Below are 17,199 nucleotides of genomic sequence, written 5' to 3'. Positions count from 1 at the left end.
CACCCGTCCGGCGGTGCGGCTGTGACCGTGCGCGCAGGTACGGGTAGGGAGCCTTTCGAACAGAAAGGCTCCCTGTGCGCATTCGAAGCATCGCTCTCATCGTGACAGTCGGTTCGGTCATGCTCGGAACGGCTGCGCTCCCGGCGGCCGCCAAGCCCGGCTCCGTGCCGCCGCCGCCCGCGCCCGACCTGTACCGCACGGCACCGGCGGCGGGTGTCGACGCGGCGGAGCTGCTGGCCGAGGTGGAGCACTGCACCAGGATCTCCAAGGGCGACTACAGCACCGACCGGGGCGGGCCGGCGAACATTCCCGTCTGCGAGCACGAGGGGGCCGTCTTCTGGAAGGCGGACATGGACATCGACTGCGACGGCCGGCGCAGCACGCGGTGCAACAGCGGCACCGACCCCTCGTTCCAGCCGGCCACGGCCTTCACCGGCTCGGACGGGAGGTATCTCGACGCGGCGGAGCTGCCGTTCGTCGTCGTGCCCGGCCCGAGCCCGGTCTGGAACTACTGGGCGTCCGGCATCCGAGGCGGTTCCGCCGCCGCGATCATCCATGACGGCAAGGTCGTGTACGGGGTGGTGGGCGACACCGGGCCGAGCGGCATCATCGGTGAGGCGTCCTACGCGGCGGCGGAGGCGCTCGGGATCGACCCGGACCCGGCGACGGGCGGCGTTGCGTCCGGAGTCACCTACATCGTCTTCAAGGACTCGAAGGTGTCGCCGATCGAGAGCCGCGCCGCGGCGGAGAAACTGGGCGAGGAACTGGCCCGGCGGTTCGTCGACGGAGGCTGACGCGCCTCTTCGCGGCAGGGTGGACAGTCTTCGGGGGCCCACGGCGCCGTGAGTATCCGAGGGCCGCCGTCCGTAAATCCGCAAAGACGCCCCGGCACGGCCGGGAACGGAACCGGCAACCGGTCCCGCTGGACGGTATTCAATACCGGTATAGAAATACCGACCGCTAGGATGCGCGACATGGTGCGCACTCCTCTCACCGCCGAAGAGCGCGAACGCGGCGAACGGCTCGGCCGGCTGCTCCGCCGGGCGCGCGGCGACCGCAGCATGGTCGAGGTGGCCGCCACGGCGGGCATCTCCCCGGAGACACTGCGCAAGATCGAGACGGGGCGGGCACCCACCCCCGCGTTCTTCACCGTCGCCGCTCTGGCCGTGGCTCTCGACCTGTCCATGGACGAACTCGCCGTCCACTGCGCCCCTGCGCCTGTGCCCGTGCCGTCGTCCGTGCCGGTACCGGTGGCCTGAGCCGGCGGCAGGGGGCGTAGTCTCGCGGGCGTGAGTGCCGAGATGTTCGCCAGCGCCAGGTACGTCAGTGTCACCACGTTCCGCAAGAACGGGACCGGAGTGGCCACGCCCGTGTGGTTCGCGGTGGACGGCGGTGAGCTGTTTTTCTGGACCCGCACGGACTCGTGGAAGGTCAAGCGCCTGCGCAACGACAGCCGGGTCGTCGTCACCGTCTGCGACGTACGGGGCAAGGTCGAGGAAGGCGCCCCCACCGCGGAGGGCACCGCCCGGCTCCTGGACGGAGCCGAACTGGGCGCGGTCCGCAAGCTCCTGTCGCGCAAGTACACCTGGCAGTTCTGGGCCGTCGACTGGCCGGCGATGATCGTGCGACTGGGCAAGCGCCCGCACACCGGTATCGCGGTCACTTTCTGAAAAGGCGCCGTAGCAGCCCTGTAACACCCCTGCGGTCGAATGCCTGCGGTGCCCTCGGAGCGGAGGGCTCCATTCGGCAGTGGGGCGGCAGGGGCGGCGATGACGGTGCACCAACTCCCGGCGGACATCGGGACCTTCGCGCGGTACTTCGGGGAGCTGGTGAGGCGGCTCGACCCGGCCGGAGGCTGGTACGCGGTCTTCCTGCGGCGTGACCCGGAGGGCATGCGGGCCTGCCTGGACGGCAGCGAGATCCCGCCCTGGGACGTGGTCGAGTCCCTGCTGCACGACCTGCCCGCCCAGGACTCCGCGGAGTCCGCGCGGGCGGCCGGGCTGCACGCGGCGGCCGCCGCCGCGCACGACCGGCTGCCGGGCGGTCGCGAAAGGCTCGAGGAGCGGGTCGAGTTCATGCGCCGGGAACGGCTGCGCGCACAGGGCCGGGCCGAGGAGATCCTCCGGCTGCTGGCCGGGAGCGCACAGGGCTCGGCGGAGGCGGAACGCCTCACCCACGAGCTCGCGTGGACCAGGGACGACCACACCAGGGCGGTGCGCCGGCTCGCGGAACTGGACTCCCGCCTGGCCGGCCTCGTCCCGACCGGTCCGGGACCCGCGGACGACCCGGCGCACCGGCCCGCGGCGCCCGCGGGCGCCGGAACGCGGCCCGAGGCGCGGCAGCCGGCCGAAGTCCCGCCGGGCGACGGAAAGAGGCGCGGCGCGGGGAAGAAGCGCCGTCCTCGCGGCGGGGCCCGGTTCGCGGGCATGGAGGACGCGGGGGACGACGCCGTCGCCGTGCCCCTGCTGCCGGTCGCGGGTGACGTGCCGCGCGGAGCCCGCTACGGCGGCGTCGCGGCCGAGGCCGCCCCGGAGGCGCCGCCTGTGCCGGAGGGCGCGTACCGCGCCGCCAGGGACACCGTCGCCGCGCTCGGCCGGCTCCGCGCCGAGGGCCGCGGCGGCGAGGCGCACGCCCTGATCTGCGAGGCCGCCGCCCGGCCCGCGGCCTGGCTGCCGGCGCTCGCCGACGAGCTGAACCGCTCGGGACCGGCGGCGGACTGGGCCACCCTGCTCTGGGAGGTGGCGTCACAGCCGGCCTTACGGCTCGCCGCCGCCGCGGAAGCGCTCGTCGCGGCGGGCCGGGGCGACGACGGCGGGCAGCTGCTGCGCCAGGGGGTGTTCCGTTCCCCCGACGAGATCGCGGACGCCGTCCTCACGCTGGAGGAGGCGGGAACGCCGCACCGTGCCCGTACCCTGCTGGCCGCGTTCGTGCAGGTCCGCACCGCCGCGGACGCGGCTGCCTGCGTGGCGTTGGACCCCGCCCGGCTGGTGCCGATGCTGCTCGACGCCGCCCGGGACGTCTCGCCGGCCAGGGAGCGGGACATCGTCCACGCACTGCGCGTGGCCGGACACCTCCGCGGCTGAAAATGATCGATGTCGACCGCTCGGGTACGAAACAAGATCGACTCAGCGGGTTCACGACGATGGTCTTGCCCCCGAGTGTGACGCGGCTTACGTTCTCCTCCTACGCACCGTGTCTACGTGCGTAGAAGCTCTCGGACGTCCTGTCGAAGGAGCAGCTCATGGCCACTGTCGTACGCGCCGCACTCGTCCAGGCAACCTGGACCGGCGACACCGAATCCATGATCGCCAAACATGAGGAACACGCCCGGGAGGCGGCCCGGCAGGGCGCCAAGGTCATCGGCTTCCAAGAGGTCTTCAACGCCCCCTACTTCTGCCAGGTCCAGGACCCCGAGCACTACCGCTGGGCCGAGCCGGTGCCGGACGGTCCGACGGTCCGGCGGATGCAGGAGCTCGCCCGCGAGACCGGCATGGTGATCGTGGTCCCGGTCTTCGAGGTCGAGGGCGCGGGCTTCTACTACAACACCGCCGCCGTGATCGACGCAGACGGCAGCTACCTGGGCAAGTACCGCAAGCACCACATCCCCCAGGTCAAGGGCTTCTGGGAGAAGTACTACTTCAGGCCCGGCAACGCCGGCTGGCCCGTGTTCGACACCGCGGTCGGCAAGGTCGGCGTCTACATCTGCTACGACCGCCACTTCCCGGAGGGCTGGCGGCAACTCGGGCTCAGCGGCGCCCAGTTGGTGTACAACCCGTCCGCGACGCACCGCGGACTGTCCTCCTATCTGTGGCAGCTGGAGCAGCCCGCCGCCGCCGTCGCCAACGAGTACTTCGTCGCCGCCATCAACCGCGTCGGCATCGAGGAGTACGGCGACAACGACTTCTACGGCACCAGCTACTTCGTCGACCCGCGCGGCCAGTTCGTCGGCGACGTCGCCAGCGACAAGGAGGAGGAGCTCGTCGTACGGGACCTCGACTTCGACATGATCGAGACGGTGCGGCAGCAGTGGGCGTTCTACCGCGACCGCCGGCCCGACGCCTACGAAGGGCTGGTGCAGCCGTGACCGACCTCTACGAGCGGCACCGTGCCGTCATCCCCGACTGGGTCGCGCTCTACTACAAGCAGCCGATCGAGATCACCCACGGCGAAGGCCGCCACGTCTGGGACGCGGACGGCAACCGCTACCTGGACTTCTTCGGCGGCATCCTCACCACCATGACCGCCCACGCGCTGCCCGAGGTCACCAAGGCGGTGAGCGAGCAGGCCGGACGGCTCATCCACTCCTCCACCCTCTACCTCAACCGCCCCATGGTGGAGCTCGCCGAACGGATCGCCGCGCTCTCCGGCATCCCGGACGCCCGCGTCTTCTTCACCACCTCCGGCACGGAGGCCAACGACACCGCGCTGCTGCTGGCGACCGGCCACCGCCGCTCCAACCAGATCCTGGCGATGCGCAACAGCTACCACGGCCGGTCGTTCTCCGCGGTCTCCGTCACCGGCAACCACGCCTGGTCGCCGACCAGCCTCTCGCCGCTCCAGACGCTGTACGTGCACGGAGGCGTCCGCAGCCGCGGCCCCTTCGCCCACCTCTCCGACGCGCAGTTCATCGAGGCGTGCGTCGCCGACCTCGAGGACCTCCTCGGACACACCCACGACGTGGCCGCGCTGATCGCGGAGCCGGTGCAGGGCGTCGGCGGCTTCACCTCACCGCCCGACGGCCTGTACGCCGCCTTCCGCGAGGTCCTGGACCGGCACGGCATCCTGTGGATCTCCGACGAGGTGCAGACCGGCTGGGGCCGCACCGGCGAGCACTTCTGGGGCTGGCAGGCCCACGGCCGAAGCGGTCCGCCCGACATCCTCACCTTCGCCAAGGGCATCGGCAACGGCATGTCCGTGGGCGGCGTCGTCGCCCGCGCCGAGATCATGAACTGCCTCGACGCGAACTCCATCTCCACCTTCGGCGGCAGCCCCGTCACGATGGCCGCCGGCGTCGCCAACCTCTCCTACCTCCTGGAGCACGACCTCCAGGGAAACGCCCGCCGGGTCGGCGGCCTGCTGATCGAACGGCTTCGCGGCATCGCGGCGAGCGTGCCCGCCGTGCGGGAGGTACGGGGCCGTGGACTCATGATCGGCATCGAGCTGGTCAGGCCGGGCACCGACGAGGCCGACCCCCAGGCGGCGGCGACCGTCCTCGAGGCCGCCCGCGAGGGCGGCCTGCTGATCGGCAAGGGCGGCGGCCACAACACCAGCGTCCTGCGCATCGCCCCGCCGCTCTCCCTGACCGTCGCGGAAGCGGAAGAGGGGGCCCTCGTCCTTGAACGGGCCTTGCGCAGCCTGTAGTTGCCACGCGACCGCCGCCACTTCCCACGCGAGGAGACCATGAGCAACCGCACCCTGATCCGCGGCGGACTCGTCGTGACCGCCGCCGACGAGATGCACGCCGACGTCCTCGTCGAGGACGGCCGCATCGCCGCGCTCGCCGCGCACAACTCGCCCGTCTCGCAGACGTGGACGGCCGCCCGCACCATCGACGCGACCAACAAGTACGTCCTGCCGGGCGGCGTCGACGCCCACACCCACATGGAGCTGCCGTTCGGCGGGACCTTCGCCTCCGACACGTTCGAGACGGGCACCCGCGCCGCCGCCTGGGGCGGCACGACCACGATCATCGACTTCGCGGTGCAGTCGGTGGGGCGGGCGCTGCGGGAGGGCCTCGACGCCTGGTACGCCAAGGCCGACGGCAACTGCGCCGTCGACTACGGCTTCCACATGATCCTCTCCGACGTCAACGAGCAGTCGCTGAAGGAGATGGACCTGCTGGTGGAGGAGGGCATCACCTCCTTCAAACTCTTCATGGCCTACCCCGGCGTCTTCTACAGCGACGACGGGCAGATCCTTCGCGCGATGCAGCGCTCCGCCGTCAACGGCGGCCTGATCATGATGCACGCGGAGAACGGCATCGCCATCGACGTACTGGTCGAGCAGGCGCTCGCCGAGGGCCGCACCGATCCCCGCTACCACGGCGAGGTACGCAAGGTCCTTCTGGAGGCCGAGGCCACCCACCGGGCCATCCAGCTCGCCCGCGTCGCCGGCGCCCCGCTGTACGTGGTGCACGTCTCCGCGGAGGAGGCCGTCGCGGAGCTCGCCGCGGCCCGCGACAAGGGACTGCCCGTCTTCGGCGAGACCTGCCCGCAGTACCTCTTCCTGTCCACCGACAACCTCGCCGAGCCCGACTTCGAGGGCGCCAAGTACGTCTGCTCCACACCGCTCCGGCCGCGTGAGCACCAGGCGGCACTGTGGCGGGGCCTGCGCACCAACGACCTCCAGGTGGTCTCCACCGACCACTGCCCCTTCTGCTTCACCGGGCAGAAGGAACTCGGCCGCGGCGACTTCTCCAAGATCCCCAACGGTCTCCCCGGCGTGGAGAACCGCATGGACCTCCTCCACCAGGCCGTGGTCGACGGGCACATCAGCCGCCGCCGCTGGATCGAGATCGCCTGCGCCACACCCGCCAGGATGTTCGGCCTCTACCCGAAGAAGGGCACCATCGCCCCCGGCGCCGACGCCGACATCGTCATCTACGACCCGCACGCAGAACAGACCCTGTCCGTCCGGACACACCACATGAACGTCGACTACTCGGCGTACGAGGGCAAACGGATCACCGGACAGGTGGAGACCGTGCTGTCCCGGGGCGAAGTGGTCATCGACGGGCGGACGTTCACCGGCCGCGCCGGCCACGGCGTGTACACCCCCCGCTCCACCTGCCAGTACCTGAACTAGGAGGCCATGCCGTGGACTTCGGACTCGTCCTGCAGACCGACCCGCCCGCGTCCGCGGTCGTCGGGCTGATGCGGCGCGCGGAACGCAACGGCTTCCGCTACGGCTGGACCTTCGACTCCGCGGTGCTGTGGCAGGAGCCGTTCGTCATCTACAGCCGCATCCTGGAGCACACGACGAAACTCACCGTCGGGCCCATGGTGACCAACCCCGGCACCCGCACCTGGGAGGTGACCGCCTCCACCTTCGCCACCCTCAACGACATGTACGGCAACCGCACCGTGTGCGGCATCGGGCGCGGTGACTCCGCCATGCGGGTGGCCGGACGCCGCCCCAACACGCTCGCCAGGCTCGGCGAGGCCATCGACGTGATCCGCGATCTCGCGGAAGGGCGCGAGACCGTCGTCGACGGGCAGCCGCTCCGGATCCCCTGGGTCAGGGACGGGAAGCTGCCGGTGTGGATGGCGGCTTACGGGCCCAAGGCCCTGGCTCTCGCCGGGCAGAAGGCCGACGGCTTCATCCTCCAGCTCGCCGACCCGTACCTGACGGAGTGGATGGTGAAGGCCGTGCGCACCGCGGCCGCCGACGCCGGACGCGACCCGGCCTCCGTCACCGTCTGCGTCGCGGCGCCCGCGTACGTGAGCGACGACCTGGCACACGCCCGGGAGCAGTGCCGGTGGTTCGGCGGGATGGTGGGCAACCACGTCGCGGACCTCGTCTCCCGCTACGGCGAGCACTCCGACATGGTCCCGGAGGCGCTCACCGCCTACATCAAGGGGCGGCACGGCTACGACTACAGCCACCACGGCCGCGCCGGCAATCCGTCCACCGACTTCGTCCCCGACGAGATCGTCGACCGGTTCTGCCTGCTCGGGCCGGCCGAGGCGCACATCGAGAAGCTCCAGGCGCTGCGCGACCTGGGCGTCGACCAGTTCGCGCTCTACAACATGCACGACGCGAAGGAAACGACGATCGACGCGTACGGCGCGGAGATCATCCCGGCACTGAACCGCTGACCTCCTCCGAAGGGCCCTCGCCGCCATGACCGCGACCGTCCCGCCCGTGCCGTCAGAAGAACCGATACAGGACCCGGCGGGACGCGTCGAACTCCCGCCGGGCACCACCCTCGCGGACAACCGCTTCGTCAACGACGACCTGCTGCCCGTGCCGGTCGCCCGCCGCCGGTGGACCACCTACAACTTCGCCGCCCTGTGGGTCGGCATGGCCCACAACATCCCCTCCTGGCTGCTCGCCTCCGGGCTCGTCGCGCTCGGCATGGACTGGAAGCAGGCGGTGTTCACCATCGCCCTGGCCAACGTCATCGTGCTGCTGCCGATGCTGCTGACCGGCCACGCGGGTCCCAAGTACGGCATTCCCTTCCCGGTGCTCGCCCGCGCCTCCTTCGGGCTGCGCGGCGCGAACCTGCCGGCGATGATCCGGGCCGCGGTGGCCTGCGCCTGGTTCGGCATCCAGACCTGGATCGGCGGCCAGGGCATCTTCGTCCTGCTCGGCAAGATCTTCGGCGGCTGGGCGGAGGCGGCCGAGGTCGGCGGGCAGCCGTGGACGCTGTGGGTCTGCTTCGTCCTCTTCTGGGCGCTGGAACTGGCCATCATCTACCGGGGGATGGAGGCACTGCGCCGGTTCGAGAACTGGGCCGCGCCGTTCGTCATCGTCGGCGCGGTGGTGCTGCTGGTGTGGGTCACCGCCAAGGCGGGCGGTGTCGGCCCGCTGCTCGACCAGCCCTCGAAGCTGGGCTGGGGCGCGGACTTCTGGCCGGTCTTCTTCCCGTCCCTGATGGGCATGATCGCCTTCTGGGCGACCCTCTCGCTGAACATCCCCGACTTCACACGGTTCGGGGCGGGCCAGCGCGCACAGATCTGGGGCCAGACGCTCGGCCTGCCCACCACGATGACCCTGTTCGCGCTGCTGTCGGTGTTCGTCACGTCCGGCTCGCAAGCGGTGTACGGGGCGGCCGTGTGGGACCCGGTCGCGCTGGCGGCCAAGACCGACAACGTCTTCGGTCTGCTCTTCGCCCTGATCACCGTGCTCGTCGCGACGATCTCGGTGAACATCGCGGCGAACGTGGTGTCGCCGGCGTACGACCTGGCGAACCTGGCTCCCAAGTTCATCAACTTCCGTACCGGCGCGCTGATCACCGGCGTCGTCGGCGTGCTGATCATGCCGTGGAAACTGACCGAGACGCCAGAGCTGTACATCTTCACCTGGCTGGGGCTCGTCGGCGGGCTGCTCGGCACCGTCGCCGGCATCCTCATCGCCGACTACTGGCTCGTGCGCCGGACCGTCCTCGACCTGACCGCGCTCTACACGCCCGGCGGCCCCTACTGGTACACCTCGGGCTGGAACCTGCGTGCCGTGGCCGCGTTCGTGGTCGGCGGGGTGCTCGCGGTCGGCGGCTCCCATTCGGCCCCGGGCAAGGGCCCCTTCCCCGAGGACGGTCTTATCCCGTTCCTGCGACCCCTCGCGGACTACGGCTGGGCGGTGGGCCTCGCGGCGTCACTGGTGCTGTACGTGGTGCTCATGCGGCTCGGCGGACAGCCGCGAACAGCGGCGCGAGCGCGCTGACCAGCCGCCCGCGCCAGGGGTCATGGAGCCGCGCAGCACCAGGCCGCCGCTCCAAGGGGCTTCGGCGATCAGGCCCAGCACATGGTCGAGGGCCGCCCGGCGGGCGCTTTGCACGGTGACCTCCCCTGGCGGCATGGGGGAGACCGTAGCAACGCCCGCCGACAGGGCCTCAGCGGCGGTCGCGCTGGGCCGCCACCACCTCGCGCAGCGTCCGCTCGCCCGGACCGCCGCGCTGGAGGCGCTCGGCGAAGCCGGGGAACTGGCCCCCGATCGCGCTCAGCAGCCGCATCTCGATCGGGGCCACGTTGATCTCCGCGACGTCACGTTCCACGGCCCGCACGACACCCTCGACGACCTGACGCGGCGACACCGTCCGTATGCCCGTCGGGGGCTTCGCGCCGGTCACGGCGAACATGCCCACGTCCCGTACGAAACCCGGCTGGACGATCGACACGCCGACGCCCGTGCCGTGCAGGTCCTGACGCAGCCCCAGCGCGAATCCGCGCAGGCCGAACTTGCTGCCGCTGTAGAGGGACATCGACCTCGTGGTCACCTTCCCCGCAAGGGAGCCGACGAAGGCGAGGTGGCCGCGGCCGGCGTCGACCATGGACGGAACGAGCAGCCGGGCGAGCATGGCGGGAGCGCGCAGGTTGACGGCGAAGGCGCGGTCCATCTGTTCGGGCGTGCAGTCCAGCAGATCGCCGCTGCCGGGCAGGGCGGCGTTCGATATGAGGATGTCCGTGCCGGCGGCTTCCGCGGCGAGCCGTTCCACGTCGGCCGCATCGGCCAGATCGGCGACAACCGTGCGGGCGCCGTAGCGTTCCGCCAGCGGTACGAGGGCGTCGGCGCGCCGACCGCTGACAGTCAACTTGGCTCCTCGCGCGGCCAGTTCGGCGGCGAGTTCGCCACCCAGACCGCCGGTCGCCCCGGTGAGCAGAACGCTTGCTCCTCTGATCCGCATCTGGTTACCCTCCAGTCCTGTTCGTTCGAACGAACAATAAGGAGGCGGGTGCGGCGTGTCCAGAGACGAGATGGGCGAACTGGCCCAATATTGCAGGGCGTTGGCGGCAGGGGAGACAACTTCGGAGGTACTCGTCGCGGAGACACTCGCCCGCATCGAGGCAACCCGGAGCAGCATCAACGCTTTCAGGACCGTCCGCGGTGACCAAGCCCTCGAGGAGGCACGGGACGCGGACCGGAGGCTCGCGGCGGGGGAGCGGCTGCCGCTGCTCGGTGTACCGGTCGCCGTCAAGGACGACACCGACGTCGCGGGCGTCCCCACCTACTTCGGCTGCCCCGGCGACATCCCGCCGGCCACGGCCGACGGAGAGGCCGTACGCAGGCTCCGGGCCGCCGGAGCGGTCATCGTGGGCAAGACCAACTCCTGCGAACTCGGCCAGTGGCCCTTCACGGAGGGCCCCGCCTTCGGCGTCACCCGTAACCCCTGGTCCCCCGCGCACACCCCGGGCGGTTCCTCCGGCGGCTCGGCGGCCGCCGTCGCCGCCGGGCTCGTGCCCGCCGCCCTCGGTTCCGACGGCGCCGGCTCCATCCGCATCCCCTCCGCCTGGACCCATCTCGTCGGCATCAAGCCCCAGCGCGGCCGGGTCTCCGTCCACCCCTACACCGACTGCTTCCAGGGCCTCACCGTCAACGGCCCCCTCGCACGGACCGTCGCGGACGCGGCCCTGCTGCTGGACGCGGCCTCCGGCGGGCACCCCGGCGAGCGGTACCACCCGGACGCCATCGACGCCTCGGCCGCCGCTCGCCGCGAACCGGGCAGGCTGCGCATCGCGCTCGCCCTGCGCCCGCCACTCACCCTCACCGGCACCCGCCCCCACCCGGAGGTGCGCCGGGCGGTGGTCGCGCTCGCCGAGACGCTCGCGAAGCTCGGGCACGACGTCGAAGAGGCCCGGCCCCGCTACGGTCTCATCGGCCTGAGCTTCCTGCCCCGCGCCGCGACCGGCATCGCCGAGTACGCCGACCGGCACCCCGACCCGTCGCTCCTCGACCCGCGCACCCGCGCCGCCACCCGCTCCGGCCACCGGCTCGGCGGACGCGTCGTACGGGCCGCCCGCGCCCGCGAGGCCGCCCAGCAGAGCAGGATCGGCGCCTTCTTCGACCACTACGACGTCCTGCTCACCCCCAGCACGGCCACCCCGCCCCCGCCCGTCGGCGCCTTCGACGGAAAGTCCGCCGGGGCCACGGACATCGGCATCGCCGCCGCCTGCCCGTACGCCTGGCCGTGGAACGTCCTCGGCTGGCCCGGCGTCGCCGTCCCCGCCGGCCTCACCCGCGACGGGCTGCCCCTCGGGGCCCAACTGCTGGGCCCCGAAGGCGCCGAGGAACGCCTGATCTCCCTCGCCGCCCAGCTCGAGGCGGAGCTGCGCTGGTACGAGAAGCGCCCGCCCACCCGTATGACCAGCGGAAGTGCCCCGATGGGACAATGAGGGCCATGTCCACCGCCGCCCGCTCCGCGCCCACCAGACAGCGCATCATAGAAGCCGTCCTGCACATCATCGGCAGGGACGGCGTGGCCGCGGTGACCAATCGCCGGATCGCCAAGGAGGCGGGCGTGTCGCTCGGCTCCGTCACGTACCACTTCGCGACGCAGCACGAGCTGCTGCGCGAAAGCCTGCTGCACTTCGTACGGGACGAGACCCGCCGCTTCACCGAGCTGGCCGACGAGTGCCGGAGCGACGGTATCGACATAGCGGGCGCCGCGGCCCTCGCCGGCCAGGTGGCTGGCGGCACCGGCTTCGACAGCGGGCACATCGCGACGTTCGAGCTGTACGTCGAGGCAGGCCGGGACGAGCGGCTGCGGGAGGCGGCGGCGGAGGCGTTCGCCGCGTACGACCGGCTCGCCACGCAGATCCTGACCGGCCTCGGCGTCCCGGACGCGGAAGGGCTCGCGGCGACGACGGTGGCGCTGGTGATGGGCCTTCAGCTCCGGCGGCTCGCCACCGGGAGTCCGGCGGAGGACCTGGTGGACGCGCTGCTGCTGCTTGCGCGTGGCGCCGTCGGCCCCGGGACGCTCAGCCCTCCCGGCGGGCAGTGACCACCCACACGCCGGCGTCCAGCAGGACGCCCCGGTCCGTCTCGTAGGGCCGCAGGGCGGCACGCATGGCGTGCAGTGTCTCCTCGGGGACCTCGGCGCCCGGCCTCCGCGAGACGTAGAAGTCCACGGCGTCGCCGGCGTCCCGCCCCCAGCAGGTGGGCGCGTCGACCGCCGTGATCCCGATCGACCCGAACGCGGCCCTCTCCAGTATCTTCCGGGTCCCGTCGGGGTCCGCCAGGGAGGCCATGGCGGCGGCGGGTTCGGCCCCCGGGGCAGGCTCCGGTCCCGGGGTCGGCGAAGCCGCCGGCTGCGGTGCGGCGGCCGCCAGCAACGAGGCCAGCAGGCCGAGGACGCGTCCCTCCTCACCGTCCGGGCCGGCCGGCCGGGGGCAGACGAACGCCAGCCGCCCGCCCGGCCGCAGGGACCGGCCGATGTTCGCGAACGCGGCGGTGTGGTCGGCGAAGAACATCACCCCGCCCCGGCTGATCGCCACGTCGTGGCCGCCGGCGGCGAACGGGTGCACCTGGGCGTCGCCCCACTCGTAGGAGACGTTCTCGATGCCCGCGGACAACGACCGCGCCCGCGCCAGCATCGGCTCCGAGATGTCGACGCCGACCGCGTGACCGCGCGCCGCGAGCCGTGCGGCACGCCGAGTCGTCGACCCGCTGCCGCATCCCACGTCCAGGACGCGGTCCCGCTCCCCGATCCCCGCCGCCGCGAACAGCGCCTCGTCGAAGGACGCGAGCATCCCGTCGTAACGCTCGTGGTGGTCCGCCCAGTGCTGCCCCACCGGGCCGTTCCACGCGTCGGCCTGACCGGTGTTCACGATGGTGCTCACAGCTGCTCCTCGATCCGCTCGACGGCGGTGATCGCCCCGTACGCGGTCAGATGGACGAGGCAGTGGTCCGTGTGCCGGGGAGTGCGCCAGGCCCGGACGTCCTCCTCGGTGATCCGGTACGGCGCGAGGGCCGCGAGCAGCGCCAGCCGGGCCCCGGGACGGTCCTCGCGGCCGGGCAGCCAGTCGGCCGACAGCGGCGGATGGGCGACGCCGTCGTGGGCGGCCACCGTCTTGCGCACCAGTGCCCGGTCGTCCTCCGACAGCAGCCCGGCGCCCATGAGCGCCGCCTCACGCAGCGCCCCGTACGCGGTGCCGACGGGCGTGCCCGCCGCCCACGCGGGTTCGGTGCCGGAAGTCCGCAGCAGCTCCAGGCTTTCTCCGGGCCGCAGTTGCCGGCGTACCGTGCGGGCGAGCGAACGGCCAGCCGCGCTGCGCACCAGCCGCAACTTCTGCGCGCCGCCAGGCAGCATGTTCTCGTTCAGCAGCGCCGAGACGATCCGGTTGATGAAGTGGAACGCGAGCGCGGTCCCCAGGTGTTCGGGGGTCTGCTCCGCCGGGAACGGCCGGGTTCCGCGGATGTCCTTGCCCCAGGCCAGCAGCCGCCGGTGCGCCGGGTCGGCCGGCTCCTCACCGCGTGCGATCGTCTCGGCAAGCCCGTGGTCGCCGGTGGCGTGCAGCAGGACGGTGTGCGCGTCGACGCAGAAGGGGCAGCGGTTGGCCAGTGACACGCCCGCGGCGACGACCTCCTTGTCCGTCCGGGACACCCGGCCGGCCAGCAGTGACTCCCGCAGCAGCGCCCACGCGCCGGTCAGCAGCGGGGGAGAGTCGGACAGCACCACGAACGTCGAGGCGCGCTCGATGCCGAAGTCGCGGGCGAGTTGGGCGTACACGGCGGCAGTCACGCCGGTGGCCGCGGAGGGAGGCGGGGGATCGGTGAAGCGGAAGGCTCTGGTCATGCCCCGATGCTGGCCCGCGAGCGGTGTCCCGGTCGTCGTACGTGCGAAGGCATCGGCGGCCGGTCCCGGCGGGTGGGGACGGGCTGCGACTACTGCGCCGGGAGTAGCGGGAAAGGGGTCTCGCGGGACGAGGCGCCGGCCCGGCGCACCGTCATAGGCTGCCGTCCATGCAGGCGGATCCGGGGCTGAGGCACGCCCTGCTCGACACGGCGCTCGCGGCACTGATCGCGGGGGCGGTGACCCTCGCGGCGTACGCCGGCGGCCCGGCCCCCGGTGTGCCGGACGTGCTGCTGATCGCGGCGGGTTCGCTGGCGCTCGCGGGCCACCGGCGGGCACCCCGCACGGTCCTCGTCGTCACCACGGTCTGCATGCTGGGCTACGTCCTCCACGACCGGCCCGGTTCCTGGGCGGCCTTCCCGGTGCTCATCGCCGTGCACGCGGCAGCGCGCGGGGGACGGCGCGGGGCGGGTGTGGTGGCGGGCGCGTTGTTCCTGGCCGTCTTCTTCGCCGCCGACACCGTCAGTTCCGCCGAGGGCAGCGTCGAACGCTCGCTGCTGTTGCTCGGCTGGTTCCTGTGCGCAGGGGTGACCGGCCTGATCGACAAGAACTGGCAGGCGTATCTGCGTCAGACCGAACAGCGGGCCCTGGAGGCCGAACGCGGCCGGGAGGAGGCCGCGTTGCGCAGGGCCGGGGAGGAACGACTGCGGATCGCCCGCGAGTTGCACGACACGCTCACCCACTCCATCTCGATCGTCAAACTCCAGGCGGGGGTCGCCGTGCACCTGGCCCGCAAGCGGGGCGAGGACGTGCCGCCCGCGCTGCTCGCCATCCAGGAGGCGAGCGGGGAGGCCATGCGGGAGCTGCGCTCGACACTCGAGGTCCTGCGGACGGATGAACGGGAGCCGGCCGCCGGCCTCGTGCGCGTCGGCGAACTCGCCGACCGCGCCCGGGCGGCGGGTATCCCCGTCTCCGTGACCGTCAGCGGTGAACAGCGCGCGCTGCGGCCCGACGTGGACCGCGCGGCCTACCGGATCGTGCAGGAGGCGCTGACCAACGTGGCGCGGCACGCCGACCGGGCCCCCACCCGGATCCGCCTCGACTACGGCGCCGACGAGGTGGCCGTCACCGTCGAGGACGACGGCCCCGCCGCACCGGGCGGGCCCGTCGTGCCGGGCACCGGCCTGACCGGCATGCGGGAACGCGTCACCGCCCTCGGCGGCGCGCTGGACACGTCGCCACGGCCCTGCGGCGGCTTCTCGGTGCGCGCCCGTATCCCGCTTCAGGGGCTCCAGGCGTGTTCCGACGGCCGGGAAGACCTCGCGGGCCGGACAGGCCCGATGGACCCGGCCGCCGTGGAGGCGCTGTGATCCGGGTCCTGATCGTGGACGACCAGGCGCTCATGCGGGCCGGCTTCCGTGCCCTGCTCGACGCGGAGGACGGCATCGAGGTCGTGGCCGAGGCCGCGGACGGCCGGCAGGGCCTCGAGCAGGCCCGCCGCCATGTCCCCGATGTCGCCCTGGTCGATGTGCAGATGCCGGTGATGACGGGGATCGAGGCCACCCGGCACATCGCCGCCGACCCGCTCCTCGCGGACGTGCACGTCGTGATCCTCACCAACTACGGCCTGGACGAGTACGTCTTCGACGCGCTGCGCGCGGGGGCCGCGGGCTTCCTGCTCAAGGACACCGAGCCCGCCGAACTGCTGCACGCCGTGCGCGTCGCCGCCCGCGGTGACGCGCTGCTGTCGCCCGCCGTCACCCGGCGTCTGATCGGCGAGTTCGTGGCACGGCCGCCGGACCGGTCCACCGCCCCCGGCATGGAGCACCTCACCCGCCGGGAACGGGAGGTGACGGCTCTGGCGGCCCGTGGGCTGACGAACGAGGAGATCGCCGCCCACATGGTGATCAGCCCCTTCACCGCCAAGACCCACATCAGCCGGGCGATGACGAAGCTCGGCGCCAGGGACCGCGCCCAGCTGGTCGTGTTCGCGTACGAGTCGGGGCTGGTGGAACCGCGCGGCCCGCTGCGCTGAGAGCCGCCGCTCATTTGTTTACGGGTGTAATACTTGTTAAATTAAATGGGTGAGCGATACAACCATCCGATTCCGAAGGCCGCCGGCACCTCCGCTCCCGGTCGCCGCCGCGTTGCGCCTCGCCCGGCCCTCCGACCAGTGGTTCAAACCGGCCCTGAGCGTCGTCGGCGCGGCACTGGTGCCGAACCTGACCCTCCTCGCCCTCGGACGGCTCGACCTGGTCATGTACACCATGGCAGGATCGCTCTGCGCCCTCTACGGCCACAGCCTCCCGTACGCCCGCAGGGCCGGGACCGTCGCCCGCGTGGTGATCGGCATGGTCGCGGGCCTGGCCGTCTCCCTGGTCACGGCCTCGCTCACCGACTCGGTGACCGTGCTCGTCGCCGTCGCCGCCCTGATCGCCGCCGTGCAGAAAGCGCTCTGCGACGCCGGCCGGATCGGCCCGCCCGGCAACGTGATCTTCACCTTCGTCGCCACAGCCGCCCTGTTCGTGCCGCAGCGGCTCACCCAGGTCCCGGGCCATCTCGCACTGGCCCTCGGCGCCGGGGCCATCGCCTGGCTGGTCACCGCGGTCCCCGCGCTCCTGCGGAGGGAGGGCCCCGAACGGCGCGCCACCGCCCGCGCCCTGGACGCCGCGGCCGCCTGCGCGGCCGACCCCGGCCACCGCAACCGGCACACCGCGACGGCGGCCGTGCACGCCGCCCGGCAGACCCTCCTCGACGCCGGCCGCCCCACACCCGTACGCGGACAGCTCGACCGCCTTCTCCTGCATGCGGAGGCGGCCCTCACCTGCGGCGCGGTGGCCGAGGGGCGGGCGGACACCGACCGTGCCGGCCGGCTGCGGACCTGGGCCGCGCTCACCCGCGCCCGGGGGGCCGTACCCCCGGTACCGCCGAGCCCCGGCCAGACGGGCGAGGCACCCGGTGCCGACTGG

At 72.5% G+C, this 17,199-nt stretch carries 16 protein-coding genes and 1 pseudogene; 14 read left to right on the top strand and 3 right to left on the bottom strand.

All coding sequences use genetic code 11. The features are described from left to right. Positions 1-119 precede the first annotated feature (119 nt). The 9 genes from ACWGH4_RS00880 (at position 120) to ACWGH4_RS00840 (ending at position 9,384) form a co-directional block, all read left to right on the top strand. Entirely contained in the window at positions 120-794 is a 675-nt protein-coding gene (locus tag ACWGH4_RS00880) for a glycoside hydrolase family 75 protein (RefSeq protein WP_453454163.1), read from the top strand. Positions 795-974: 180 nt separating this feature from the next. Continuing rightward, positions 975-1,259: a helix-turn-helix domain-containing protein gene (locus tag ACWGH4_RS00875; RefSeq protein ID WP_453454161.1), complete on the top strand. Its 285-nt coding sequence runs from the start codon at positions 975-977 to the stop codon at positions 1,257-1,259. Between the two features lie 42 nt (positions 1,260-1,301). After that, entirely contained in the window at positions 1,302-1,670 is a 369-nt protein-coding gene (locus ACWGH4_RS00870) for a PPOX class F420-dependent oxidoreductase (RefSeq protein WP_441261965.1), read from the top strand. Between the two features lie 99 nt (positions 1,671-1,769). Continuing rightward, on the top strand, positions 1,770-3,083 hold the full coding sequence (locus tag ACWGH4_RS00865; protein WP_453454159.1) for a hypothetical protein: 1,314 nt from the start codon (positions 1,770-1,772) through the stop codon (positions 3,081-3,083). Between the two features lie 158 nt (positions 3,084-3,241). After that, entirely contained in the window at positions 3,242-4,084 is an 843-nt protein-coding gene (locus ACWGH4_RS00860) for a nitrilase-related carbon-nitrogen hydrolase (protein WP_453454158.1), read from the top strand. Continuing rightward, the gene (locus ACWGH4_RS00855) at positions 4,081-5,361 is read left to right on the top strand and encodes an aminotransferase class III-fold pyridoxal phosphate-dependent enzyme (protein WP_441261622.1); all 1,281 of its coding nucleotides are present in this window, start codon (positions 4,081-4,083) and stop codon (positions 5,359-5,361) included. The genes ACWGH4_RS00860 and ACWGH4_RS00855 overlap by 4 nt, the downstream gene beginning before the upstream one ends. Before the next feature lie 39 nt (positions 5,362-5,400). After that, positions 5,401-6,804 carry a dihydropyrimidinase gene (gene hydA, locus ACWGH4_RS00850; RefSeq protein WP_453454156.1) on the top strand — a complete coding sequence of 468 codons (1,404 nt, stop codon included), beginning with the start codon at positions 5,401-5,403 and terminating at the stop codon, positions 6,802-6,804. Between the two features lie 11 nt (positions 6,805-6,815). Beyond that, positions 6,816-7,817, top strand: coding sequence for a TIGR03842 family LLM class F420-dependent oxidoreductase (locus tag ACWGH4_RS00845; protein WP_453454155.1), 1,002 nt, complete (start codon positions 6,816-6,818; stop codon positions 7,815-7,817). Positions 7,818-7,842: 25 nt separating this feature from the next. Next, positions 7,843-9,384, top strand: coding sequence for an NCS1 family nucleobase:cation symporter-1 (locus ACWGH4_RS00840; RefSeq protein ID WP_441261625.1), 1,542 nt, complete (start codon positions 7,843-7,845; stop codon positions 9,382-9,384). Between the two features lie 169 nt (positions 9,385-9,553). On the opposite strand, the gene ACWGH4_RS00835 is transcribed toward ACWGH4_RS00840, so the two are convergent. Beyond that, on the bottom strand, positions 9,554-10,345 hold the full coding sequence (locus ACWGH4_RS00835; protein ID WP_453454153.1) for an SDR family NAD(P)-dependent oxidoreductase: 792 nt from the start codon (positions 10,343-10,345) through the stop codon (positions 9,554-9,556). 70 nt (positions 10,346-10,415) lie between these two features. On the opposite strand from ACWGH4_RS00835, the gene ACWGH4_RS00830 reads away from it, so the two are divergent. Next, the gene (locus tag ACWGH4_RS00830) at positions 10,416-11,831 is read left to right on the top strand and encodes an amidase (protein WP_453454258.1); all 1,416 of its coding nucleotides are present in this window, start codon (positions 10,416-10,418) and stop codon (positions 11,829-11,831) included. Positions 11,832-11,836: 5 nt separating this feature from the next. Beyond that, positions 11,837-12,439, top strand: a complete 603-nt coding sequence (locus tag ACWGH4_RS00825; RefSeq protein WP_441261628.1) for a TetR family transcriptional regulator — start codon at positions 11,837-11,839, stop codon at positions 12,437-12,439. Here the strand turns inward: ACWGH4_RS00825 and ACWGH4_RS00820 are convergent. Beyond that, the gene (locus ACWGH4_RS00820) at positions 12,417-13,277 is read right to left on the bottom strand and encodes a class I SAM-dependent methyltransferase (protein ID WP_453454150.1); all 861 of its coding nucleotides are present in this window, start codon (positions 13,275-13,277) and stop codon (positions 12,417-12,419) included. The two genes, ACWGH4_RS00825 and ACWGH4_RS00820, sit on opposite strands and share 23 nt — an antisense overlap. Then, the gene (locus ACWGH4_RS00815) at positions 13,274-14,233 is read right to left on the bottom strand and encodes a carboxymuconolactone decarboxylase family protein (RefSeq protein WP_453454149.1); all 960 of its coding nucleotides are present in this window, start codon (positions 14,231-14,233) and stop codon (positions 13,274-13,276) included. Before ACWGH4_RS00815 ends, ACWGH4_RS00820 begins: the two co-directional genes overlap by 4 nt. A 167-nt stretch (positions 14,234-14,400) precedes the next feature. On the opposite strand from ACWGH4_RS00815, the gene ACWGH4_RS00810 reads away from it, so the two are divergent. The 3 genes and pseudogenes from ACWGH4_RS00810 to ACWGH4_RS00800 form a co-directional block, all read left to right on the top strand. After that, entirely contained in the window at positions 14,401-15,600 is a 1,200-nt protein-coding gene (locus ACWGH4_RS00810) for a sensor histidine kinase (RefSeq protein WP_453454147.1), read from the top strand. Beyond that, positions 15,597-16,265, top strand: coding sequence for a response regulator (locus ACWGH4_RS00805; RefSeq protein ID WP_453454145.1), 669 nt, complete (start codon positions 15,597-15,599; stop codon positions 16,263-16,265). Before ACWGH4_RS00810 ends, ACWGH4_RS00805 begins: the two co-directional genes overlap by 4 nt. Positions 16,266-16,314: 49 nt before the next feature. Continuing rightward, positions 16,315-17,199: pseudogene (locus tag ACWGH4_RS00800) on the top strand (FUSC family protein); the annotation flags it as partial.

This window comes from Streptomyces sp. NPDC054847, from assembly GCF_053610925.1.
Note: the sequence above shows the minus strand (reverse complement) of the source record. Positions and strands in the feature narration are given on the sequence as shown.